Source organism: Sphingomonas faeni (assembly GCF_003053745.1).
GTDB lineage: Bacteria > Pseudomonadota > Alphaproteobacteria > Sphingomonadales > Sphingomonadaceae > Sphingomonas > Sphingomonas faeni.
In genome coordinates, this window is the sequence record NZ_QAYE01000004.1 from 344,874 (window position 1) to 367,492 (window position 22,619).

At 62.6% G+C, this 22,619-nt stretch carries 21 protein-coding genes, 1 tRNA gene and 1 pseudogene; 13 read left to right on the forward strand and 10 right to left on the reverse strand.

Translation table 11 applies throughout. From position 1 onward, the window contains the following. Positions 1-33 precede the first annotated feature (33 nt). Positions 34-756, forward strand: coding sequence for a GIN domain-containing protein (locus C8J25_RS10010; protein WP_167397697.1), 723 nt, complete (start codon positions 34-36; stop codon positions 754-756). 263 nt (positions 757-1,019) lie between these two features. On the opposite strand, the gene C8J25_RS10015 is transcribed toward C8J25_RS10010, so the two are convergent. Together C8J25_RS10015 and mgtE are read right to left on the reverse strand one after the other, a co-directional pair. Further along, positions 1,020-1,424, reverse strand: coding sequence for a DUF1489 family protein (locus tag C8J25_RS10015; protein ID WP_056053914.1), 405 nt, complete (start codon positions 1,422-1,424; stop codon positions 1,020-1,022). Between the two features lie 31 nt (positions 1,425-1,455). After that, positions 1,456-2,865, reverse strand: a complete 1,410-nt coding sequence (gene mgtE, locus C8J25_RS10020) for a magnesium transporter (RefSeq protein WP_107954272.1) — start codon at positions 2,863-2,865, stop codon at positions 1,456-1,458. 108 nt (positions 2,866-2,973) lie between these two features. Between mgtE and C8J25_RS10025 the strand changes: the two genes are divergently transcribed. Further along, positions 2,974-3,432, forward strand: a complete 459-nt coding sequence (locus C8J25_RS10025; RefSeq protein WP_056418828.1) for a peptidylprolyl isomerase — start codon at positions 2,974-2,976, stop codon at positions 3,430-3,432. Positions 3,433-3,554: 122 nt separating this feature from the next. Here C8J25_RS10025 and C8J25_RS10030 read toward each other — a convergent pair whose 3' ends face one another. Further along, the gene (locus tag C8J25_RS10030; RefSeq protein ID WP_107954273.1) at positions 3,555-4,439 is read right to left on the reverse strand and encodes a LysR substrate-binding domain-containing protein; all 885 of its coding nucleotides are present in this window, start codon (positions 4,437-4,439) and stop codon (positions 3,555-3,557) included. A 265-nt stretch (positions 4,440-4,704) separates the two neighbouring features. On the opposite strand from C8J25_RS10030, the gene C8J25_RS10035 reads away from it, so the two are divergent. The 3 genes from C8J25_RS10035 (at position 4,705) to C8J25_RS10045 (ending at position 8,160) form a co-directional block, all read left to right on the forward strand. Continuing rightward, entirely contained in the window at positions 4,705-6,978 is a 2,274-nt protein-coding gene (locus C8J25_RS10035; RefSeq protein ID WP_107954274.1) for a CDC48 family AAA ATPase, read from the forward strand. Positions 6,979-7,105: 127 nt separating this feature from the next. Next, positions 7,106-7,570: a nuclear transport factor 2 family protein gene (locus tag C8J25_RS10040; protein WP_107954275.1), complete on the forward strand. Its 465-nt coding sequence runs from the start codon at positions 7,106-7,108 to the stop codon at positions 7,568-7,570. Between the two features lie 35 nt (positions 7,571-7,605). Then, positions 7,606-8,160 carry a TetR/AcrR family transcriptional regulator gene (locus C8J25_RS10045; protein WP_244186947.1) on the forward strand — a complete coding sequence of 185 codons (555 nt, stop codon included), beginning with the start codon at positions 7,606-7,608 and terminating at the stop codon, positions 8,158-8,160. A 15-nt stretch (positions 8,161-8,175) separates the two neighbouring features. On the opposite strand, the gene C8J25_RS10050 is transcribed toward C8J25_RS10045, so the two are convergent. Beyond that, a complete protein-coding gene (locus C8J25_RS10050; RefSeq protein ID WP_107954335.1) occupies positions 8,176-9,486 on the reverse strand; it encodes an MFS transporter in 1,311 nt (436 codons plus the stop codon). Then, entirely contained in the window at positions 9,483-9,806 is a 324-nt protein-coding gene (locus C8J25_RS10055; protein WP_107954276.1) for an antibiotic biosynthesis monooxygenase, read from the reverse strand. The genes C8J25_RS10050 and C8J25_RS10055 overlap by 4 nt, the downstream gene beginning before the upstream one ends. 181 nt (positions 9,807-9,987) lie before the next feature. Here C8J25_RS10055 and C8J25_RS10060 point away from each other — a divergent pair, with 181 nt between their 5' ends. Continuing rightward, entirely contained in the window at positions 9,988-10,602 is a 615-nt protein-coding gene (locus C8J25_RS10060) for a class I SAM-dependent methyltransferase (protein WP_107954277.1), read from the forward strand. Between the two features lie 285 nt (positions 10,603-10,887). Here C8J25_RS10060 and C8J25_RS10065 read toward each other — a convergent pair whose 3' ends face one another. Further along, positions 10,888-12,048, reverse strand: coding sequence for a phospholipase D-like domain-containing protein (locus C8J25_RS10065; RefSeq protein WP_107954278.1), 1,161 nt, complete (start codon positions 12,046-12,048; stop codon positions 10,888-10,890). Positions 12,049-12,166: 118 nt separating this feature from the next. Between C8J25_RS10065 and rpoZ the strand changes: the two genes are divergently transcribed. Beyond that, entirely contained in the window at positions 12,167-12,511 is a 345-nt protein-coding gene (rpoZ, locus tag C8J25_RS10070; protein WP_055882033.1) for a DNA-directed RNA polymerase subunit omega, read from the forward strand. Positions 12,512-12,916: 405 nt separating this feature from the next. On the opposite strand, the gene C8J25_RS10075 is transcribed toward rpoZ, so the two are convergent. Both C8J25_RS10075 and C8J25_RS10080 read right to left on the reverse strand, forming a co-directional pair. Then, complete coding sequence (locus tag C8J25_RS10075) at positions 12,917-13,588, reverse strand: RlmE family RNA methyltransferase (protein ID WP_093398175.1); 672 nt, start codon at positions 13,586-13,588, stop codon at positions 12,917-12,919. Then, on the reverse strand, positions 13,585-14,628 hold the full coding sequence (locus C8J25_RS10080) for a Ppx/GppA phosphatase family protein (RefSeq protein ID WP_107954336.1): 1,044 nt from the start codon (positions 14,626-14,628) through the stop codon (positions 13,585-13,587). The genes C8J25_RS10075 and C8J25_RS10080 overlap by 4 nt, the downstream gene beginning before the upstream one ends. A 184-nt stretch (positions 14,629-14,812) precedes the next feature. On the opposite strand from C8J25_RS10080, the gene C8J25_RS10085 reads away from it, so the two are divergent. The 3 genes and pseudogenes from C8J25_RS10085 to C8J25_RS10090 all read left to right on the forward strand — a co-directional run bounded on the left by C8J25_RS10085 (position 14,813) and on the right by C8J25_RS10090 (position 16,385). Beyond that, positions 14,813-14,886, forward strand: a tRNA-Gln gene (locus C8J25_RS10085). A gap of 62 nt (positions 14,887-14,948) precedes the next feature. Next, positions 14,949-15,221, forward strand: a pseudogene (locus tag C8J25_RS21380) (DUF6538 domain-containing protein); the annotation flags it as partial. A gap of 96 nt (positions 15,222-15,317) precedes the next feature. Beyond that, the gene (locus C8J25_RS10090) at positions 15,318-16,385 is read left to right on the forward strand and encodes a site-specific integrase (RefSeq protein WP_167397698.1); all 1,068 of its coding nucleotides are present in this window, start codon (positions 15,318-15,320) and stop codon (positions 16,383-16,385) included. A 906-nt stretch (positions 16,386-17,291) separates the two neighbouring features. On the opposite strand, the gene C8J25_RS10095 is transcribed toward C8J25_RS10090, so the two are convergent. Beyond that, positions 17,292-17,885: a recombinase family protein gene (locus tag C8J25_RS10095; protein ID WP_107954280.1), complete on the reverse strand. Its 594-nt coding sequence runs from the start codon at positions 17,883-17,885 to the stop codon at positions 17,292-17,294. A 163-nt stretch (positions 17,886-18,048) separates the two neighbouring features. On the opposite strand from C8J25_RS10095, the gene C8J25_RS10100 reads away from it, so the two are divergent. The 3 genes from C8J25_RS10100 (at position 18,049) to C8J25_RS10110 (ending at position 20,457) form a co-directional block, all read left to right on the forward strand. Continuing rightward, positions 18,049-18,333 (forward strand): hypothetical protein, encoded by a 285-nt coding sequence (locus C8J25_RS10100; RefSeq protein WP_107954281.1) that lies wholly within the window; start codon positions 18,049-18,051, stop codon positions 18,331-18,333. 7 nt (positions 18,334-18,340) lie between these two features. Continuing rightward, on the forward strand, positions 18,341-18,532 hold the full coding sequence (locus C8J25_RS10105; protein WP_107954282.1) for a hypothetical protein: 192 nt from the start codon (positions 18,341-18,343) through the stop codon (positions 18,530-18,532). 1,031 nt (positions 18,533-19,563) lie between these two features. Beyond that, positions 19,564-20,457 (forward strand): DNA N-6-adenine-methyltransferase, encoded by an 894-nt coding sequence (locus C8J25_RS10110; RefSeq protein ID WP_107954283.1) that lies wholly within the window; start codon positions 19,564-19,566, stop codon positions 20,455-20,457. A gap of 16 nt (positions 20,458-20,473) precedes the next feature. On the opposite strand, the gene C8J25_RS10115 is transcribed toward C8J25_RS10110, so the two are convergent. Then, positions 20,474-22,021 (reverse strand): AlbA family DNA-binding domain-containing protein, encoded by a 1,548-nt coding sequence (locus tag C8J25_RS10115; RefSeq protein ID WP_107954284.1) that lies wholly within the window; start codon positions 22,019-22,021, stop codon positions 20,474-20,476. Positions 22,022-22,619: the final 598 nt, after the last annotated feature.

Here is a 22,619-nt window from a genome sequence, read left to right on the forward strand (position 1 = left end):
CGCGAAGGTATGGAACCGGCGACGTTCGCGGGCATGAGATATCTGCTCGCCGCGTCGCTGCTCCTGTCCTCGCCGGCATTCGCCCAGTCTTCCCCGACGAGCCGGACGGTCTCGGTCGGCAGCTTCGATCGCGTGCGGGTCGAGGGGCCGTTCGAGGTCCGCGTCACGATCGGCTCGCCGCGCGCGACCATCACCGGCCCGGGCAGGGGGGACGATGTGGCCGTCCGGGTCGATGGTACCACGCTGTCGGTGCGCAAGGGCACCGGCGGCTGGGGCGAGCAGCCCCGCGGCGGCGGCGGGGCGGGGCCGACCATCGTGACGCTCTCGACACCCGAGCTGACCTCGGCCAGCGTCGCGGCAGGCGGGCGGCTGACGATCGCGAAGATGCGCGGCATGCGCGTCGACGTGACGGTCAGCGGTAACGGGAGCTTGGCCCTCGCGGCGGCCGATACCGATCAGCTGAACGCGACGCTGATCGGCACCGGTCAAATGACGCTCGCCGGCCGCGCGGCGCGCGCGCGCCTCGTGACGAGCGGGCCGGGCGCGATCGACGCTTCGGGGCTGGCGGTCAACGACCTGACCGTCCACCTCGACGGCGTCGGCCAGACGAAGGCGGCGGCGCGCTATACCGCGCAGGTGACGAACAGCGGGCTGGGAATGGTCACGATCACCGGCAACGCGAAATGCCGCGTCGATGCAGCGGCCGGTGGGCCGGTGGTCTGCGGGAAGCCGGCGGCGGGAGTCTCTGCTCCGTAGAAGGGGATGGTGTGTTGCTGCCCCATCCACACCGACCTCTCCCGGGCGAAATCCGCATCTGGATCGAGCCAGCTACCCTATCCGTATCGGCCCTCATACCTTCCGAACATGAATCGTCATTCCCGCGGCGGCGGGAACCCATACTGGCTGACCTCACACTGAGATCGCTATCCTCTGAGAATATGGATCCCCGCCTGCGCGGGGATGACGATGGAGTTTATCGTCAGGTGGGATGAACCTCGACTAGTTCTGGGTCCCACCCCTTAAATGAGCGCCAGCTCCGCCAGTTTTGTCATCAATGCCGGCGGCATCACGTCCAACCCGGTCGCATCGCCGCCCAGATCGAGGGGCGCATCCGCACCCTCAAGATACCGCCACCCCTGATGCGCACGCTTTGGCCGCGCCTGCACCAGCACCAGCTTCGGATCGATGTGGATCGCGACGCGACCTTCCTCGGCCTCGCCGAACCCGAGGATCGGCGAGCGGGCGATCAGCTGATGCTTGAGGATCCAGAACATCGAACCCTGACCAGCGACCTCCTCATGCCGCTTGGGCAGGTAGCGCGTGGTGAGAAACACCGGCCCCTCTTCGCCGCGCAGCCGGAGCCGCTCGGCGAGATGGTCGACGCTTTCCGCGCCGAACGCGACTTTGGTAAGGTGGAGCGGCATGGCGTTGGAAATGGGCCTTAATACCGGACGATCAACCGTGCAGACCCCACAAAGACGCAAGCCCGAGGAACGAGAAGAACCCCATCGTGTCGGTCATCGTCGTCACGAACACCGCGGACGACACCGCCGGATCGATCCGGAACTTGTCGAGCGTCACCGGCACCAGCACCCCGCTGAGCCCCGCCGTGATATTGTTCACCAGCATCGCCGCCGCAATCACCAGCGACAGGTCGGTATTGCGGAAGATAACATACGTCCCGAGTCCGATCAGCGTACCCAGCATCACGCCGTTCGCGGCGGCAATTCGGAACTCGCGGCCGATCATCCGCGCAGTGTTGGAACTCGTCAGCTGATTTGTCGCGAGCGCGCGCACCACCACTGCCAGCGTCTGCGTGCCCGCGTTGCCGCCCATCCCCGACACGATCGGCATCAGCACCGCGAGCAGCGCGAAGCTCGCGATCGTCCCCTGGAACAGTCCCACGACCGACGACGCGACCATCGCGGTGCCGAGATTGACCACCAGCCACGTGAAGCGCGTGCGCACCGTCAGCCGGATCGGCTCGTTGATGTCGCCGTCGCCAGCGCCTGCCAGACGCAGCGTATCCTCGCCCGCCTCCTCGGAGATGATGTGGACGATGTCGTCGACCGTGATCATCCCGACCAGCCGGCCGCCATGATCGACCACCGCCGCCGAGATCAGCGCGTATTTCTGGAAGCGCAGCGCGACTTCTTCCTGGTCCATGTCGACCGGGATTAGCGTCTGCTCGCGCTTCATCACATCGGCGATCGCGATCCCGCGCGGGGTGCGCAGCATCCACGACAGCTGGCACGTGCCGATCGGCTTGTGCGCAGGGTCGACGACGAAGATCTCCCAGAAATCGGTCGTCAGTTCCTCGTGGCCGCGCAGGTAATCGATCGCGTCGCCCACCGTCCAATGCTCGGGCACCGCTATCAGCTCGCGCTGCATCAGGCGGCCGGCGGATTCCTCGGCGTAGCTCAGCGCCTCCTCGATCGCCGCGCGATCGTCCGGATCGAGCGCGCGCAGCACCGCGCGCTGCTCGTCCTCGTCCATGTCCTCGATGATCGCGACGGCATCGTCGGTATCGAGTTCGGACGCCAGATCGGCGACCTGGTGCGGCTCGAGCGCGTCGATCAGATCCTCGCGGACGTAATCGTTCATCTCGGCGAACACGTCGCCGTCGAGCAGATCGGTGACCGCACGCGCCAGCGCCGCGCGATCCTGTTGCGGAGTCAGCTCGAACAGATCGGCGATGTCGGCCGGATGCAACGGCTCGACCAGCGTACGCGCCGCTTCGTCGTCGCCGTCCTCCACCGCATCGAGCACCGCCCGCACGAATTCAGGCCGCAAATGATCGTCGCGATCGAGCTGGTTTTCGGGCTGGGTGTCGGTTTCGACCTCGGGAAGCTCGAGTTCGCTCATGGCTGCCTCCCTTAAAAGATGCGCGGTTGGGCCCTAACGCGGCCGGCGTGCATTTGCCAGTCGGAGTGCGGCTCCCTATCTGCCGCGCATCAATTCAGGAGAACATGAATGGCTGACACCCCCGAAACGCTCACGCTGACCCTCGACGGCGGCGACGTCACGATCAAGTTCCGCCCCGATCTGGCGCCCAAGCATGTCGAGCGGATCGCCGAGCTGGCGAACGAAGGCTTTTACGACGGCGTGCCGTTCCACCGCGTGATCCCGGGCTTCATGGCGCAGGGCGGTGACGGCGGTCGCGGCGACGGCACTGGCGGGTCGAGCAAGCCCAACCTCAAGGCGGAATTCTCCGCCGAGCCGCACGTCCGCGGCGTATGCTCGATGGCACGCACCAACCAGCCCGACACGGCGAACTCGCAGTTCTTCATCGTGTTCGACGACGCACGCTTCCTCGACAAGCAGTACACCGTATGGGGCGAAGTCACCGACGGCATGGACCTGATCGACGCGCTGCCGAAGGGCGAGCCCCCGCGTGCTCCGGGCAAGATCGTCAAGGCACGCGCTGCGTAAGCTGAATTCCCCTCCCGCTCGCGGGAGGGGCTAAGGGGAGGGCGCGACGTACGTACCGGCGTCCGGCGCGTGAGGCGCGCCCCTCCCCCGCCCCCTCCCGCAAGCGGGAGGGGAGTAGCGGGTCAGACCTCCGCCACCGTCCGTATCAGCCAGTCGTGGAACAGCTTGACCGGCTTGGTCTGCAACGCCCGCGGGCGGCATACGAACCAATAGCTGTACGGGCTCTCCACCTCGATATCGAACAGGCGGACCAGTCGCGGATCGTTCGCATCCTCGAAGTGGCTCGCATGCATGAACGCGACGCCGAGCCCCTGCGCGGCTGCCTCCAGCATCAGCGCCCCCGAATCGAAATGATCGATCGCCAGCGGCTCGATATCGTCGAGCCCCGCCGCCGTCCGCCACGCGGTGAACGTATCCGTCATGTCGCGGTGCACCAGCGCCGTCAGCGTCGACAGCTGTTCGGGTCGCGTGACCGGGTCCGTGCGCTCCAGCAGGCTCCGCGCGCCGATCACATATACCGAGTTCCGATCGAGTCGCCGCGCGTAGAACGCCGGGTCGATCTCACGCGACAGGGCAATCACCGCGTCGAGCCCATCGCCGAGCCGCGACACCAGATGTGCCGCGGTATCGATATCGAGATGCAACTCGGGGTGCGACGTCCTAAGCTCTCCCAACCGAGGGAACAGCTTCTGCGACGCGTACAGCGGCAGGATCCCGAGACGCAGCCGCAGCACCTCGGTCGTGCTGGTCAGCGATTCGACCGCGTCCGACAGCGAATCGAGGACCGGTGCGATCTGCGCCAGCAACCGTTCGCCATCCGCATTCAGCACCATCGCCTGATGCCGCCGCGCGAACAGCGGCTTGGCGATGAAGCGCTCCAGGCTCTGCACGCGCCGGCTGAGCGCAGGTGCGGACAATGCCAGATCCTCGGCGGCGGCCTTGATCGACCCCAGCCGCGCGACCTGCACGAACGCCTCGATAGCCCCCAGTGGCGGCAGCCTGCGCATGATTCCTCTTTCGACTCGACGAGTGTGACAACGACCGCTGGACGCATTCATGCATGCGATTGCAGTTAGCGCAATCGTAGCTGATCCCTTCGCACTTGCAACACGAACCGTCTCAACGCAAAAAGACCTCGCCTTTCAGGCATCCTCTCCTAAAAACTTTCATGGGCTGGCCTTCATTGGCCGGCCCTTTTTTTGTGTTTTCAACCCCTGACAAGGCTGGAACCGGCCCCCTATCTCGGACGCTACGAGATCGAATGGAGTCGACATGGCCGATAGCGAAATCCCCACGCGCAAAATTCAGGTCGCCAACGCGCGTCCCGAAGACAGCGGCCGCGGCCTGGCGCACCTGCCGCGCGCGCTGATGGCGACGCTCGGCATCGGCGAAGGCGATGTCATCGAGATTCTCGGCAAGCAGAACACACCCGCGCGCGCTGTCGGTCCGTATCCGGAGGACGAGGGTCTCGACATCCTCCGCCTCGATGGCCTCCAGCGCGCGAACGCCGGTGTCGGTTCGGGCGATTTCGTCGAGGTGCGGAAAGCCGAGTCGAAGCCGGCGACGCGCGTCGTGTTCGCCCCAGCGCAGCAGAACCTCCGCCTCCAGGGTTCGACCAACGCGCTCAAGCGTACCTTCCTCGGCCGGCCGATCTGCCAGGGCGATATCGTCGCGACCGCGGGGCATCAGCGCGTCGGCAACATGCCGCCGGGCGTCCAGCAGTTCATGAACGCGCCGGCGTATGCGTTGCAGGAGATTCGCCTCGCGGTGATCGCCGCCAGCCCCAAGGGCGTGGTGCACATCGACGAGAACACCGAGATCGAGCTCCGCTCAGAATATGAGGAGCCACAGGCCGCACGCCGCGCCGACGTCACCTATGACGATATCGGCGGCATGGCGCAGACGATCGACCAGTTACGCGAGATGGTCGAACTGCCGCTGCGTTACCCCGAACTGTTCCAGCGTCTGGGCGTCGATCCACCCAAGGGCGTATTGCTGCACGGCCCTCCCGGCACCGGCAAGACGCGTCTGGCGCGCGCCGTCGCCAACGAATCCGACGCGCAGTTCTTCCTGATCAACGGCCCCGAGATCATGGGCTCGGCGTATGGCGAGTCCGAGTCGCGCCTGCGTGAAGTGTTCGAGGAAGCCGCGAAGGCGGCGCCTTCGATCGTCTTCATCGACGAGATCGATTCGATCGCGCCGAAGCGTGGCCAAGTGTCCGGCGAGGCGGAAAAGCGTCTCGTCGCGCAGTTGCTGACGCTGATGGACGGCATCGAATCACGTGCGAACCTCGTCGTGATCGCCGCCACCAACCGTCCCGAGGCGATCGATGAAGCGCTGCGTCGTCCGGGCAGGTTCGACCGCGAGATCGTCGTCGGCGTGCCGGACGAGCGCGGCCGTCGCGAGATCCTCGGCATCCACACGCGTGGCATGCCGCTCGGCGACCGGGTGGACCTCGACGAGCTGTCGCGTACCACCTACGGCTTCGTCGGTGCCGATCTCGCCGCACTGACCCGCGAGGCGGCGATCGAGGCGGTTCGTCGGATCATGCCGAAGCTCAACCTCGAGGAGCGAACGATCCCGCCCGAGGTGCTCGACGAACTGTCGGTCACGCGCGAGGATTTCCTGGGGGCGCTCAAGCGCGTCCAGCCGTCGGCGATGCGCGAAGTCATGGTGCAGGCGCCGACCGTGCGCTGGGCCGATGTCGGCGGTCTCGACGATGCGCAGATGCGGCTGAAGGAGGGTGTCGAACTCCCGCTCAAGAACCCCGACGCGTTCCGCCGTCTTGGCATCCGGCCTGCCAAGGGCTTCCTGCTCTACGGCCCCCCCGGCACCGGCAAGACGTTGCTGGCGAAGGCGGTCGCACGCGAGGCGGAGGCGAACTTCATCGCCACCAAATCGTCCGATCTGCTGAGCAAATGGTACGGCGAAAGCGAGCAGCAGATCGCCCGTCTGTTCCAGCGCGCGCGTCAGGTCGCGCCGTGCGTGATCTTCATCGATGAGCTCGATTCACTGGTGCCCGCACGGGGCAGCGGTGCTGGCGAGCCGCAGGTGACCGAGCGCGTCGTCAACACGATCCTCGCGGAGATGGACGGGCTTGAGGAGTTGCAGTCGGTCGTCGTGATCGGCGCGACCAACCGGCCGAACCTGATCGACCCGGCGTTGCTGCGGCCGGGTCGGTTCGACGAACTCGTCTATGTCGGCGTGCCCGACAAGGCCGGCCGCCGCCGCATCCTCGGCATCCAGACGCAGAAGATGCCGCTCGCGTCCGACGTCGATCTCGACCGCCTCGCAGACCGCACCGACCGTTTCTCGGGTGCGGACCTGGAGGACGTCGTCCGCCGCGCCGGCTTGGTGGCGTTGCGCCGCTCTATCGACTCGACCGACGTGACGATGGCCGATTTCGAAGGTGCGTTGAAGGAGTCGCGCGCCAGCGTAACCCCGGAGACGGAACGCGAGTACGAACAGATGGCCGCCCGCCTGAAGCAGGACGCGACGGCCATTCAGCCCCTGGGCTTCGCGTTCCCCAGCAAGGCGGAAGACTGATCCTCGCTTCCCACCCGGTTCCTTCCGGGTGGGAAGATGGGCGTATCTAGCTTGCCACCGGGATCATCGTTGCACGCATTACGGCGATGTTGTACCATTCGGTACAAATTGATTGATAGGTGCCGCCATGTCACGACCGCCACTGCCTCCTTTTACGCATGAGACCGCAGCGCAGAAGGCGCGCATGGCGGAGGACGCGTGGAACAGTTGCGATCCGGACAAGGTGTCGCTCGCCTACACGCCCGACAGCGTCTGGCGGAACCGCGCCGAGTTCGTGAGCGGTCGCGAGGCGATCGTCGCCTTCCTGACGCGCAAATGGGCGGCGGAACTCGACTATCGCCTGATCAAGGAAGTCTGGGCGCATGACGGCAACAGGATCGCGGTGCGGTTCGCCTATGAATGGCGCAACGATGCCGGCGACTGGTTCCGCTCCTATGGCAACGAGAATTGGGAGTTCGACGACGCCGGGCTGATGGCGCGCCGCATCGCCTCGATCAACGACTGCGCGATCGCGGACGGCGACCGCAAGTTCCATTGGCCGCTCGGCCGTCGCCCCGACGACCATCCCTCGCTGAGCGATCTCGGCATCTGACCGCGAAGCGCGTCCTGACCGATCGTGCCGACGCCTTGCCGGCACTGGCCGAGGCGTTTCGCGAACACGGCTTCGAGGGGGCCAGCCTAGCGACGCTCTCGAAGGCAACCGGGCTCGGCAAGGGCAGCCTCTACAACTTCTTTCCCGGCGGGAAGGCGGAGATGATGGACGCCGTCCTCGCCGAGATAGACGATTGGTTCGCCACGACGATCTTCGTGCCGCTTGAGCAGGCGAGCGATCCGACCTCGACGATCGCCGCCATGATCGAGGACGTGACGGCGTATTTCGAGTCCGGAGGCAGGGTCTGCCTCGTCGGCTGGCTCGGTCTGGGCGCCTCGGGCGATGTTTTCGCAGTCCGGATCAGCGGGTATTTCGCGCGCTGGATATCGGCCTTGGCGCGCTGCCTCGAAGCGAGCGCTATCCCGTCACCGCTGGCCCTGCGCCTCGCCGAAGACACGGTTGCAGGGATTCAGGGCGCGATCGTCCTGGCGCGCGCGTTGGGTGAGGACGCCGCATTCGTGCGGATCGTCCGTCGGTCAGAAGGGATTTTGCTCGACGCAGTGGCATGTCATGGCAGGTCCGATGCGTAACCGGCTTGATCCAGCCTAAACGTCCTTCGCATCACGCAGCGAAACCCAGGCATAACCGATCATCACGACACAGGCCGCGCCCGCGACGAGATACGGCAGCGAGTGCTGCGCTTCGTACAGGCCGACCCCGATCGAGGGCCCCAGTACGAAGCTGGCGCCGTTGATCGACGTCACTTTCCCCGCGACCGAGCCTTGTGCGCTTGCACCGACCGCCAGCGAAGCGCCCGCCGTGAACCCCGGTCGCGTGAAGCCAAAGCCAAGGCTCGCCAGCGCATAGGCCGTGGCGATCGTGTAGAGCGACGTGGCGATGCCGGTCAGCGCCGTGCCGGCCGCCGCGAGCACGAGGCCGGTCAGCACGAGTTGCCGCGGGGTCATGTTCAAGCGCGGGATGATGCCCCATTGCGCGAGCAGCGCCGCGCCCGCGCCCATCATCAGCACGATGCCGGTCGGCTCCAGCGCGAGGGCAGGGGCGAGGTGGAGGCGGTCGATCACGAGGAAGCCGATCGCCTGGCCCGTCATCGCCTGCGCGTGGCCCATCACCAGCCCGGCGATCATCCACGCGCGGATGCGGGGATCGGTGTAGCCGACATGCTCGACATGCGATCCGGTCGCGGCGGCGACCGAGGCGCCGGTCGGCGCGCCGCCGATCGAGGGGTAGGCCGAACTCGCGCCGTGCGTCTCGTGCGGGGCGACGATCTTGTCGTCGGGCAGCATCCGCCGCACCGTGATCCACACCGCCACGCCGAACACTGCGAACAGGAACGCGGGGCCCGCGAGCCCAATCTCGACCCCGCCGATCGAGCCGAGGATCAGGTACGGCGCGATCGCCGGCCCCAATATCGTGCCGAGCCCGAACGCCGACGCTAGTAACGTCAGCGCCTTGGTCCGTTCCTCGCGCGTCGTCTCGCCAGCGACGAGCGCCTGCACCGCGGGGGGGGCGGCGGCGCCGAACGTGCCGTAGATCAGCCGTCCGCCGATGAAGCATAGGAACGCGGTCGTCCCGCCGATCCAGGCGTTGATCCCGGCCAGCAGGAACACGCCGCACACGGTCAGCGACACGCTGAACCCACCGACGCCGAGCAGGATCATCGCGCGCCGGCCGTGCTTGTCAGACCGGTTCGCCCAGAACGGCGCGGCGATCACCCATAGCAACGCCGAGACCGAGAACGCCGCCGCGACCGCGCTATCGGCAACCCCGAGCGACCGCCCGAGCGCGGGCAGGACCGATTGCAGAGCGGTATTCCCCGCCGCGATCGTCAGCATCACGAGGAACATCAGTGCAAAGCGGCGGTCGATCTTCGGGCCTTCGGCCGCGGAACCTATCATGGCCGTCGCCACTCATAGGCGCGCTCGATCCGCGCGACGTTGACCGAATAGCTGTCGTACCACAGCGCCCGCCCGCGCTCGCGAATCGTTGTGTGCTCGGGATGGTCGCGCCAGGCGATCGCCGCGGCGTCGTCCGCCCAATAGCTCACGGTAATTCCCATGCCGCCCGCCTCGCGCGCGCTGTCGACGCCGCGATAGCCAGGCTGAGCCGCGGCTAGCGCGTCCATAGCCATGGCGGCCTCGCCATAGCCGGCGGCGTCCGCGTCGTTACGGATCGACACGAAAATAACCGCAATCTGTCCTGCCCGATCGTCGTTCATGATCCGTGCTTAAGCGATGCCGTACGCTTGGCAAAGCTGCGAGAACCACTTGGCGCAGCACGACTTCCGCTTCGGTTCGTCGCCCGATGCAACCTGCGGCCCTTGAAACGCGTTCGGAATTCGTGCGACGGGAGGGCCAAAGCCTCGCCAGCGTGCGGGACCCCTGACCGTAAGGAACGCGATGCCCAGTTCGACCACCGCCACCCGGCGTGCACGCAGCCGACCAGCCGGCGTGCCGTCCCCGTGGCAGATGTTCTTTTCAGGGTTCCTGAAACACCCGGTGATGGTCGGCTCGATCGTGCCGTCGTCGGACAAGCTGATCCGCAAGATGCTGGGGCCGGTGGACTGGGCGAACTGCAAGCTGTTCGTCGAATACGGCCCGGGCGTCGGCACGTTCTGCCGTCCGATCCTCGACCGGATGGCGCCCGACGCCAAGCTGGTGGTGATCGATACCAACCCCGAGTTTATCCAGTATCTGCGCCACACGATCACCGATCCGCGCTTCTTCGCGGTGCTGGGCTCGGCCGACGAGGTCGAGACGATCGTCGCCGACCACGGCTTCGAGAAGGCGGACTACGTGTTGTCGGGGCTTCCTTTTTCGACATTGCCGCCCGGCGTCGGCCCCGCGATCGCGACCGCGACGCACTCGGTTCTGCGGACCGGCGGTGCGTTCCTGGTCTATCAGTTCTCGCCCAAGGTGAAGGACTTCCTGACCCCGCATTTCGAGTCGATCGATCACGACATGGAGTGGTGGAACGTGCCGCCGGCGCAGCTGTATTGGGCGTGGAAGGACTGACGCAGGCGCGGCCACGCCCGCGTTGATGCGCAAGCAAAGCGCCGCGCAGCTTCAGGCCCGGACGGCGGGTCGGCTAAGATAGCCGACCGGTCCGACGGCGGCTTTGCCGTCGGCGCTGGTGTTACTCCGAGCCAGGTAAACGGAAACCTCGTCCAGATCCCCTCGGTCATCCTGACGAAAATCAGGATCCAGAGCCAATCAGCGTGGCGTTCTCGACCCTGGGTCCTGACTTTCGTCAGGATGACGGAAGAGGGTAGATGCTCCTGCCCCTCAGCCCCCGACTCCCTATTCGTCGATCCCGAAGTTCAGCCCACGCGACAGGCTGGGGTCCACCACCGCCACCACGAAATACGCCCCGAGTTGTTTCAATCGCTGCACCCAACCGGTGTTCGCCTGGTACAGTTCCTTGGTCACCTCGGTCGACTTGGCCACCTCGCCGTCGATATACCGCCGGACATGCGCTGCGAACGCCACATCCTCGATCCGCAGCATAAGTTCGAGGTTGATGAACAGGCTGCGCATGTCGAAGTTCGCCGAGCCGATATGGACCGCATCGTCGATCACGTAGAGTTTCGTATGCAGCTTGGTCGGCTGGTATTCGAACAGCCGCACGCCCTTGCGCAACAGCCCTGCATAGGTGAACCGCGCCGCCGCGATCGTCGCGTTGTTGTCCGATTTGCTGGCCGTGACGACCCGTACCTCAGCCTGCCGCCGCCCAGCCTTATCGAGCCGCCGGAGCAGAGCAGGGCTAGGCGTGAAATACCCGGCGACGATGTCGATCCGCCGCCCGCGTCGCATGTCGTCGCGCACCGCACGTGCCCAGGGCGACAGCTTCCGCGTCGGTCCACCGATCAGCCAGCGGGTCGGGCCCCTGGTCTCGCTCCAGTGCGATAGCGCAGCGTTCAGATGACGCAGCTTGCCCTTGGGTTCATGGATCCAGTCCTTCAGTGCATCGAAATAGCCTGCCAGCCGCCCCGCCGCCGGACCCTCGACCAGTAATCCCAGGTCGCGCCATGCCTGTTCCGCGGCAGTCCCAAAATAATCGTCCTCGATGTTGAAGCCGCCGATGATGATCCGCGTCTCGTCGGCAAGCGCGAGTTTCTGGTGGTTGCGGAGCAGGTAGCGGCGGCCGAACCTCGCGGAGAACCGGCATACTGACACGTTCGCGGCTTCTAGCGGCTCGAAAAAGGCGTGTGGGGCATCGTCGCTACCGAACCCGTCGACGATCAGCGCGACCTCGACCCCGCGTTTGGCGGCGGCAATGAGCGCGGCGTTGACGCGCTTTCCGGACTCGTCGTCGGCGTAGATGTAATAGAGGATGCGCAGGGTTCGCTCGGCGCCGTCGATCAGCGCGAGCACCGCGTCGAGGCGGCGGGGGCCGGTATCGAGCAGCGTCATCTGGTTGCCGTCGACGCTGAAAGTCGGCTGGTCTGCTGGATCTTCCATGGGCAGCCTGATGGACATGGCGGGCACCGGAGGCAAGCCAAGGCGCATTTCTTGACTTTGCAGGCCACTCCCCGTAGGCGACGCATTCTCATTCTATCGTTGTTACGAAGGAAGCCGCATGGCGCGCGTTACCGTCGAGGATTGTGTCGACAAGATCCCCAACCGGTTCGACCTGGTGTTGTTCGCGGCCCAGCGTGCGCGCCAGATCTCGGGCGGCGCCGAACTGACGCTCGACCGCGACCGCGACAAGAACCCGGTCGTCGCGTTGCGCGAGATTGCCGACGAGAACGTCAAGCCGGCGCATCTCAAGGAACAGGTCATCCAGGGCCTGCAAAAGGTTCGCGTCGACGACGACGACGAGGTCGATGCCGTTGGCAGCTTGGCCGCTTCGGCAGAGGCACTGCGGCTGACGGCTGCGGCACCGCCGCGGAACCAGAATCTCGGTGCTGATTACGAGGGTTGAGGCAGGGGATTAGCGAAAGCTAATCCGCGGCTTGGTCGAAACCCCGGCCGGCGGGCATAGCCCGGCCGACGACGCGGCGTTGCCGCGGCGCGCGAATAGAAAGAGCCCGTGGACCCAAGTCCGCGGGCTTTTTCTATGCCCTCTCCCTGAAGGGGAGAGGGAAGGGGCCTGCGGCACTTGCCGTGGGAAGGGTGAGGGCACGTAGTAGTGCGACCCCGCCTCCTCGTTCTCCCGCGAAGGCGGGAGCCCAGTCTGGGTCCCCGCCTTCGCGGAGAAACATGCTTATGATTCATTCCGGCCGCATTGCTTGTGACCACGCTAAGGCAGGGCGCCACGGCTAAGCCGCGTCGTCAGTCGCTGCTACGCAACGCTGGCCAGGCTTTCGACTGGTCCGAAATAGCAGCGCTATTTCGGGTCTCGGCCTTTAAATCCCTGTGCCACCACAAACCACTCGACCGACCCCTTGCGGCTAGCTGGCGGTTTCGCGTGCTTCACCGTCTTGAAGTTCCGCTTCATCTCCGCGACGAGCTCCGAATCCGCACCGCCCGCGAACACCTTCGATACGAACGTCCCACCCGGCTCCAGCACCTCGCACGCAAAGTGCAACGCTGTTTCCACTAGCGCCATCGTCCGCAACGCATCGGTCTGCGGATGCCCGACGGTATTCGCCGCCATGTCAGACAGCACCAGATCCGGTGCGCCACCCAGCGCCTCGATCAGCTTCCCCGGCGCGGCATCGTCGAGGAAATCCATCTCGAAGATCGTCACGCCCTCGATCGGATCGACCGGCAGCAGGTCGATGCCCACCACCGTCGCCTTAGGGATCCGCCGACGGATCACCTGCGCCCAGCCACCCGGCGCGAGACCGAGATCGACCACGCGCTTCGATCCTCGGATCAGCTCGAACCGCTCGTCCAGCTCGATCAGCTTGTAGGCCGCTCGGCTGCGATAGCCGTCCGCCTTCGCACGCTTCACATACGGATCGTTCAACTGTCGCTCGAGCCACCGCGTCGACTGCGCAGTCCGCTTCCGCGCCGTGAGCACGCGGACATGCCCGCCCGAACCGCCCCGGCTCATGCCGCCACCCCTGAAGCTTTACCGGGCTTGGGCGAACCCATCAGTCCGCGGAGGATACCCTCGCGAATGCCGCGGTCGGCGATGCCGAGCCGTTCGGCGGGCCACAAATCCATGATCGTCTCCAGAATGGCACAGCCCGCGACCACTAGGTCGGCGCGCTCGTTGCCGATGCACGGCAGCTTGGCGCGCTCCGTGATCGACATATGGGAAAGGTCGGCGCTGATCCGCCGCATCGCCGAAGCGGGCACGATCAGCCCGTCGACCACTGAACGGTCGTAATGGCTGAGCCCGAGATGCACGCTGCCGAGCGTCGTCACCGTGCCACTGGTGCCGAGCAACCGCGGCCGCTCGATATGCCGCGGAAGGCGTGCGGCGAACCCGGCGAAACTGTCCGCAACGACCTGACGCATCTTCGCATACGCTGCACGACGGCCTTCTTCGCCCTCGCCACCGCCGGCATGCTCGGTCAGCGACACCACGCCCCACGGCGCCGAATGCCAGTCGAGCACGGTCGGGATCGGCGTCGAGGTATCGACCAGCACGAGCTCGGTCGACCCGCCGCCGATATCGAACACGAGCGCGGGATCCTCCCCCGGCTCGATCAGTGCATGGCAGCCGAGCACCGCCAGCCGCGCCTCTTCCTCGGCGGAAATGATGTCGAGATGGATGCCCGTCTCGGCGAGCGCGCGCGCGATGAACGCAGGCCCGTTCGACGCCTGCCGACACGCCTCCGTCGCAACCGACCGCGCCAAGGTAACGTTGCGCCGCTGGAGCTTGTCCGAACACACGCGCAAGGCCGCGATCGTCCGCTCGATTGCTGCATCGCTGAGCTTGCCAGTAGAGGCCAATCCCTCCCCCAGCCGGACGATTCGCGAGAACGCATCGATCACCGCGAAGCCACCAGCCTGTGGTCGCGCGATCAGCAATCTGCAATTGTTGGTGCCAAGATCCAGCGCGGCAAACGCCTGCGCATCGGCCCACCGCCCACGAGAGGGCCGGGTCGCCGCCGGACGGGCAGGACCATCCTGCCGGAACGGCATTCGGGCGGAAACATCCCCCATCGCCGTAAACTCGCTATCTATGTCTGCCGCCGCGGGAAAATACCCGCCCGGTGCTTGGATACGAATGTAGCGCGGCGGCGCGATTACGCAAGCGAACTGGCCGATCGGCATCATCTTGGCGTTGACAGCCTCGGCGACCACCCGTAGAGCCCGCCCTCGCTGATGCCCCGTCGTCTAATGGTAAGACTGCGGTTTCTGATACCGCCTATTGAGGTTCGAATCCTCACGGGGCATCCAGCGACTCTTACACCATTGAGATACAACAGTTTTCTCCCTCCACGGGTGCGAACTGTAGCCCAATGGCGTCACCCAAAACGTCCCGCAACAACGACTTAAGCCATTGCGATAACTCGATAATCTCACGACCAAGGTGTAGCCCAAAGGTGTCGCCCAATCGTGATCGGGGTCTCTGGCTTCGGGGATCGGTTTTCCAGTGTCGAATTCGAGTTCCATGGGACCTTGTAGCGGTCTTGGGATCAGAGCGAATCAACCGTTCGCTGGGAACGTCCTGTCGTCGCGAGGCGAAGCGCGCACTTCGCGCCAAGGCGCATGAACTCGATAGATTTTTCGATGACGTTCGCCAGAACGGTGCGGCAACTCTGTCGGCAGGTGTAGGGCCGCAGCACGCAGCCGCGAGGAAACAACTTACGCTGCGGCAGGCATACGAGATGTTCCTTTCCGACGCCTCGACGGCCCGGTCTGACAAGACGCTACTTGCCTATCGGACGGTCAGCCAGACGGTCATGGACATCCTTGGCGGCGATGTGCCGCTCCGATCGATCACGCGTCCCCAGTGTCGCGATTTGCTTACGAAGCTGGCGATGGTCCCGTTACATGCCCGCAAACGCTGGCCTGATCGTAGCGCGCTGGAGGCTATTTCGCTCAGCGAAGGACAGCGCTTCCAGACCATGAGCCCTGCGCACCTTAACGGCCATATGAACAAGTTCTCGTCCCTGCTGAACTGGGCGACGAAGGAGGAACTGATTGCGCGCAATCCGGCGCTCGGCTTGCGCATCCATGATCCCGTCCCCCCTCGCGACAAGCGAAGGCCGTTTAGCGCCGAGCAGCTTCGAAAAATCTTCATGGCCCCGATTTTCCGTGGCTGCGTCGATGACGAGAATGGATACGCCGTTCCCGGTTCGAATAGGCCGACACGCGGTCGCTACTGGATTCCCATCATCGGCCTGTATTCGGGTCTGCGCCTGAACGAAGCCTGCCAACTCGATACCGCCGATGTCAGAATGGTCGAGGGACACCTGTGCTTCATCATCACTACCGCGTCGGAGCATGGCGCAGATGACAAGCGATTGAAGACGTTATCGAGCGAGAGGATTGTGCCGGTCCATCCGGTGTTACTCGATCTGGGCTTCGAAGCTTATGTCAGGGCACGGCGGTCCGCCAATGATATGAAGCTGTTCCCCGAACTGTCGTCCCGCCACGGTCTCTACTCCCATCTGTTCAGCAGGTGGTTCGCGCGCTTCCTCGTATCGTGCGGCGCAGCCGCAGAACGCACCTGCTACCATTCCTTTCGACACAGCTTCAGGGATGCCTGCCGAGCGGCCCGTATGGATCGTGACATCGTGATGGCGTTGGGCGGCTGGTCGTCGGCTTCGGACTCATCTGGATCGGTTTCGGACAGCTATGGCCGAGGCCATTCCCCGGCAGCGCTGTTCCAGTCCATTTCCCTCGTCCGGTATGAAGGAATTGAATGGAGCACGTTAGCCGACAGTCCATGATGGTTCTTCCGCCAACCCGCCTCGCGTCGGTTTGCCGCCGATCCCCGAAGCCAGAGACCCCGATCACGATTGGGCGACACCTTTGGGCTACACCTTGGTCGTGAGATTATCGAGTTATCGCAATGGCTTAAGTCGTTGTTGCGGGACGTTTTGGGTGACGCCATTGGGCTACAGTTCGCACCCGTGGAGGGAGAAAACTGTTGTATCTCAATGGTGTAAGAGTCGCTGGATGCCCCGTGAGGAGCGGGAGGGGCCTGATTTCGTCCGTTCAGCAGGGCGTGCGCCAGAGCATGCCTTTCGGCTTCCGAGCGTGAGTCCAAGCTGGCGAGGATGGCCGCGATCGACGGTTGAGCGTCATCGGCGTGATCACCGTTCGAGCGACCATTTAGGCGGTCGGCGATGGTTCTGATCGAGAGTTGGACATGATCATGGCCGCGAGCATCGGGTTGCGCTTCCGGCTGGGGGCGTGCGTCATCGGGCATGCTGTTTTCCATGATCTTGAGAAGGTGGGAGCTTCAGGTGGGGCGTCAGGTCTGCGTCGATGAACGAAGTCACGCTTTGGTCCGGCCAAATGATCCAGCGTTTTAGACCGTCCCGGCGAACGGCATTCCGAACACCCTCAGTCATCCATGCTCGAAGCGATGGGCTGGGATCGTCGCCGTCGACATCAGGGAAGTGGAAGGTCGACCGGTTGGCGTTCACTTCGGCGAAGGGCTGGCCCGCCTCGATAGCCGGGACATGCCATGCAACGGCTCCGGGGGCGGCTCGGACCGATATCCGGGTGGGCTGCGACATCATGATCCTCCACAGTGTGGGTGAGCGTTGCAGGGGCTGTCGCGGACGAAGTTCGGCGCGACGATCATCACGACGATGATGTTCGGTCACCATTGCCGAGGCGCTGGTGGGTCAAGCAGCTTGGACCGTCATCCTCGTCTTGATCCGGTGGACCGTGGCGACACCGATCTTCAGCGACTTCGCCGTGGCGTTGATGCTGGTCCCGGCGTCGAGGAGCTTGCGTGCACGGTGCTCAGTATGAGCGTCGAGGGGCGGTCGGCCTGACTTCTTCGTGGATCGTGCCAACCCGGCCATGATGCGGTCGCGGAGGATGCTGCGCTCGAACTCTGCGAAGACGGAGAGCATCGCAAACATCGCCCGCCCCGATGGGGTTGAGGTGTCGAGGCCTTGGACGTGAAGATACAGGTCTACGTTGCGCTCGTTGATCTCGGACAGGAAGCCGACCAGATGTTGCAGCGACCGACCGAGGCGATCCACGCTCCACGCCATCACCATGTCGATCTCGCGCCGGGCCACCATCGTCATCAACGTGTTGAAGGCTGGGCGTTGGTCTCGGCCCTTGCTTCCACTGATCCCCTCGTCGGCGAGCATGGCGACGACGATCCAGCCCAGTCGGTCAGCGACCGCTTGCAGTTCGAGGCGCTGGTTTTCCACTGTCTGGCTGTCGGTGCTGACGCGGAGATAGATGGCGACGCGTTTGCTCATGGCCGGATTATAACAGTTCGCGGCACAGATTTCAGTTCATTCTGAAGGGGTTATCCGGCGTTGGCTAATATCCGTTGTGGCGAGCATCGAGTGGTGTCGTCAGCCCGTTGCCCCGCATCCATTGTCCGAGCAGTATGCTGTTGGTCACTGGGGGCGAAGACGAATGGCAATGCCTTGGGAGCACCATCACCAGATCGTCGTCGAGACCTATTCTGCCCGGAAGGCTGGCAGCAAGTTCGAGGTGCGCCTGCGCCCGGTCGAGGGGCAGATGTTCCCGCAGGACATGCAGGTCCAATGGTCGCGCAAGCTGCGTGATGCACATCGTGTCGGCACGCGGTTTCGTATCTGGGTGAAGGAGTCGGACAGGAAGGGCGGGACCTCATTCCTCCAGCTTAGAATGCATTGCCAGTGTATCGCTGGCAAAATCCCGCCGCGCTCATCCGCCTAAATAGAGAATGAAAATTCTTGATATTTCCCACCCGGACGGCTCGATCTCGATCGAACGGCTGCTGCAGAACTCCCAATTGCCGATGGGCGATCATCGTCGCCTACCGCAAGCACTTCGCAACAGGTTGGCCGAGGTCGCGATCAAGCAAATGCAGGCACAGGCCGATTCCAGCGAGGTCGATCCGGGCTGGATTTTCTAATTCCTGCTCATGCCGTTCCCAATCCGCTTTATATTCGAACTGTCTGACAGACCACCTCCGCCTCATCGGAAGCTGCTGCGCATTTCGCGGAAGCACGTCATGGCCAGCAAATTACGAGGGATCGCGAGCAGTTTTCTCATCGCGGATAATATTTGAACGGCGACCGGCAAGCGCTCACCGGCTTACTTCGCGCATACTCGCTGATCTGCGCTGTGCTTGATCAACGCGTATCCACTCGAAAGCGTTTATTATTCAATTAAAGAGATTGATTGTCATCATCCCTAGGAAGCGGACACAGCAATATCCCCCCTCCACCTTGGATGCGAAATCTGAACGAGACGTGGCCTGACAGACAGCGGACTAAGATGGAGGGGGATTATGGTTCGCGATGTTTAAAAGCATCCCTTAGGTTATCGAACTGTTTGATGCAGTGGTCGAGGAATTACCCTCGGGGCTCGTGACGATCCGTGACCGGCCCATAGCTGCAATAATCCGTGCCCAACCCCTCTCGCTAAGCGGTCATAGGGGAATTACGTTGATGGCACATCGTGGTTAAGCCTTTCGGCAAGCACTTCACCCAAGCTCTTGTTAACTCGACAAGAGTGAAGCAGCGGAGATATCAGAGTGATCGACATAGCTCCGCTTCTATATCTGGCTGTCACCCTAAGGGACCGCACCAGCGACGGGGCGCTTGCTCTAGCGCTCTACTTGTCCCGGCGAGGCCCTCGATGTTCGAGCGCCGATTACACAGCCTATGGGCAGCAATTTTTGGACGGGCCATCCTACGGAACCTAACGATTACCCTGAGCTTACATTCTATTTAGCATCCCGTTACGGCTCATGGCTATATTATAATTTCTCAGATATTTGCTGCGTCACTACTTAAGGCGTTGTTTGAAGCGCCTTTGACCTCCGCCAGCACCGCCCCGGTCGCACGCAATGGTTCGGTAGTATGCCTACGCGCAGATTAAAGAGGGCATGGTCGGTGATCACGCTTGACGTAAGAAAAATCTGATACATGTGTGCATCACATGGATTTGCTAAATGAGATTGCCGAAGCCCGCCTCGGGAAAGGCTTCTCGCAAACAGAGTTGGCGGATAGGATCGGTGTGACGCGGCTCGCGATTGCGAGACTGGAGGCAGGCGTGGGTTCAACTGCTCGAATGCTGGCAGTCATGAACGCACTCGAAGTCCGGCTTTCCGGGATTGCTCGTGGTGTCACACTTCCCGAGCAACTTCGTGCGCGGCGGCTACGGTTGGGATGGTCAGTCGCTGAGGTCGCGGATCGGTCAGGGCTTACGGTCAAAACAGTCGAGGTGGTCGAAGCTGGAAGTGGGAGTGCGGCGTCGCTTCTCAAACTTCTGACCGCTGTCGCACCACGGGCACATCGATCAAAGCCTGCGAAGTCGTCATGGTCTTTCGATCACACAGGATATGATGAGCGGGACAAGCGCTTCACACCGAAGTGGTTTCTCGACAAAGTGGTCGATGCGTTCGGCTTGATCGATCTCGATCCCTGTGGCCATGAACAGTCGGCGGTCGAGGCCAAGCGTAGAATTATTTTGCCAGAATGCGGGTTGGCTGGTGCATGGTCCGGCAGGCTGGCGTGGGTCAATCCGCCATTCTCAGCAGTGGTAAAATGGATGGATCGCGCCTCAGCGGCTTGGGAAACCGGTGAGGTCGAGACTATTGTGATGTTGGTCCCAGCGCGAACAGATTCCGAAACTTACCAGCGCCGAGTCAGCAAAAATGCAGATACTCTCTTTCTGGGCGGCAGGATCAGGTTTGAAAGCCCGCAAGGGCTGGCATGGGCGGCACCGTTCTCCCTGATGATTGTCATCTGGGGCGGTGATGAGAGCGCAATCGAGCGATTTCGTGAGCTTGCCCCAAGCGTTCGGATGAGGCCATGGGCGAGCCCCTCCTGACGAAGTAGCGATTACTTCACTCGCTCGACACCAAACTTCCATATTCAAGCTCGTCGAGGCGGGAAGCGGCCCTACGGATATATCCAAGCAGGACTTTGTCGTCATCGCTAAGCTCCCAAACATTGAGGCTCTTTTGCAAAATATTGTGAAAGTATTCGAAGTTACGTTTGTCGCCGACATCCATACCGGTTAGTGCGGAGCACGCCTCTCTTGCCTGCTGTGAAGATAATATTTCAGTATCACTACGATTCATAATTTGGTTGAACTTTGCTGTTCTCGTGCTGCCTAATTTTATACGAAGAGTTCTGTCTCGATTTAAGAGTCTGACGATCTCGGTGCGTGAATTATCGCGAGCGTTTTTGTAAGTGCGGAGGGTCGCCACCGCCTCTTTTCTCGACTGCCCGGCCAAGTGCAGGTAATAGAAAATCGGTAACGTATAGGCTTGCTCGTGACTGACCTGTTTAAAATAGGACAGCGGCTGCTCAATCGGTGTTTGATTGATAAAATTACGTAGAATTGCATCCACCGTAACTTCCTCGCGGATGGTCCTGACCGGTGATATGACATCTGCAGATACGGTCTGGGCTTCGCCGATCACACGTAGCGTCGGGGCTCCGTTCACCTCGTCGAATTGACCTTCACGAATAAATTTGATCTGCTCCAGTGATTGTGGGTCAATCAGTATGGACCGCTGCCCGCCCTCCAGTTGGCCGTTTGCAAGATTAGCGACCATTGCGTCATTAGGCCCGAGTTCAAGTAGGCGCTGCACCATAGGCATGATAGATTCACGGCTCTGCCTATCACGTTCGTCGAGAATGGCCCGAAGATCGGCATAGCAAATTGCACGGGTTTCGCCCGGATATCGATAGTAAATAAAACCCTCTATTAACTCGCCCTCGCTCTTTCCGGCTATCACTGGTTTGGAGGTATGAGGCTCGACGTGAATTACGCCTACCGTCATCGATTCGAACTTCAATGTTGCAACACGAAAGCGCGGCGTCGGTTCGAGTGCTGCCCGGATTGTTTGACTGAACTTGTTCTGGTCTGTCTCAGTAAAACGATCGTCTTTAAGCCCTGAAACTGCAAAGCCTTCCGGCTTGTCCTTTACGCCAAAGAAGAGATAACCTCCACGGTGGTTTGCAAAACCGGCTATGGTTTTAAGATGCCGACCAAAACTTCGAAGATTAAAACCCTCCTTACACTCGTGCTGGTCCGTTTCACCTGCGATGCAACGCCAGATTTCATCGTTACCTTTTGTAAAGAATGAGCGGAGAATTATTTCGTCCATGGCATCTTGAGGAGTTATCGGGTAATTTGCCATTGGCATGCCCGGGGCTGACGGCTGCAACGAATCAAACTGCTTGAAAAATGTGGAGACAGCCTCGTCTGCCGCCCGAGGCACCTCCGGGCCATATTTATTCATCTTTATGTTTGATATTCGACCGGGACTTATTGGACGATCTGGCCGATTGAAATAAAGATGAATCTTATCGTTCGCCATGCCTAGAGCAAGCATGGCCTTTATAAGACCAATTTCCTCGTCTGTTATCGAGCGATTCCCCATGGCGCATCATAGGTGGCCAAATTGCTTAGGGAAGTAGAATAAACGAAGATATGCCATTCACCATAACGACGCTCTATGTAGTCGCTGGGCAATGACTGTTTAGCTGGGTGTTGTTAGCGTAGATGAAGCACGCCAAGATCGACGCATCTCAGATGATCCGGCGAGCCTACTAGCGCTTCTAATTGGGCGGCGGAGCAGGAGGAGCTCATCAGCCGGATCGCTTGCGGCCTCAACCAAGCTCCGCTGCGGGTGAGCAAGGTCGCACGCGACACCGTTTTCGACGAGCCCGTCTGTGCCATCAATGACAACCGTTCGTGGAACACAGCAGGGTCAGGTCAGCATTTCGTCATGCGCTGCTGCGACCGTTCTGACAGCCTGCGGATCATCTCACGACACCGACCGACCCGACGCTATCGCGACCGTCTCGAACATCACGCTCGCTTGAGACGAAGTGGCATTCCGCAACCCCGCCTGTTTTCGATCTTGCGCAGCAACGGAAATCCGTAAGCGTGGCCGGCAGGCCGCAGATTACGCGGCTTGCGCCACTCGCTCTGCGGTTTGCGCGGACCAGTTCCAGGGCATGAGTTCGTCCCATCGC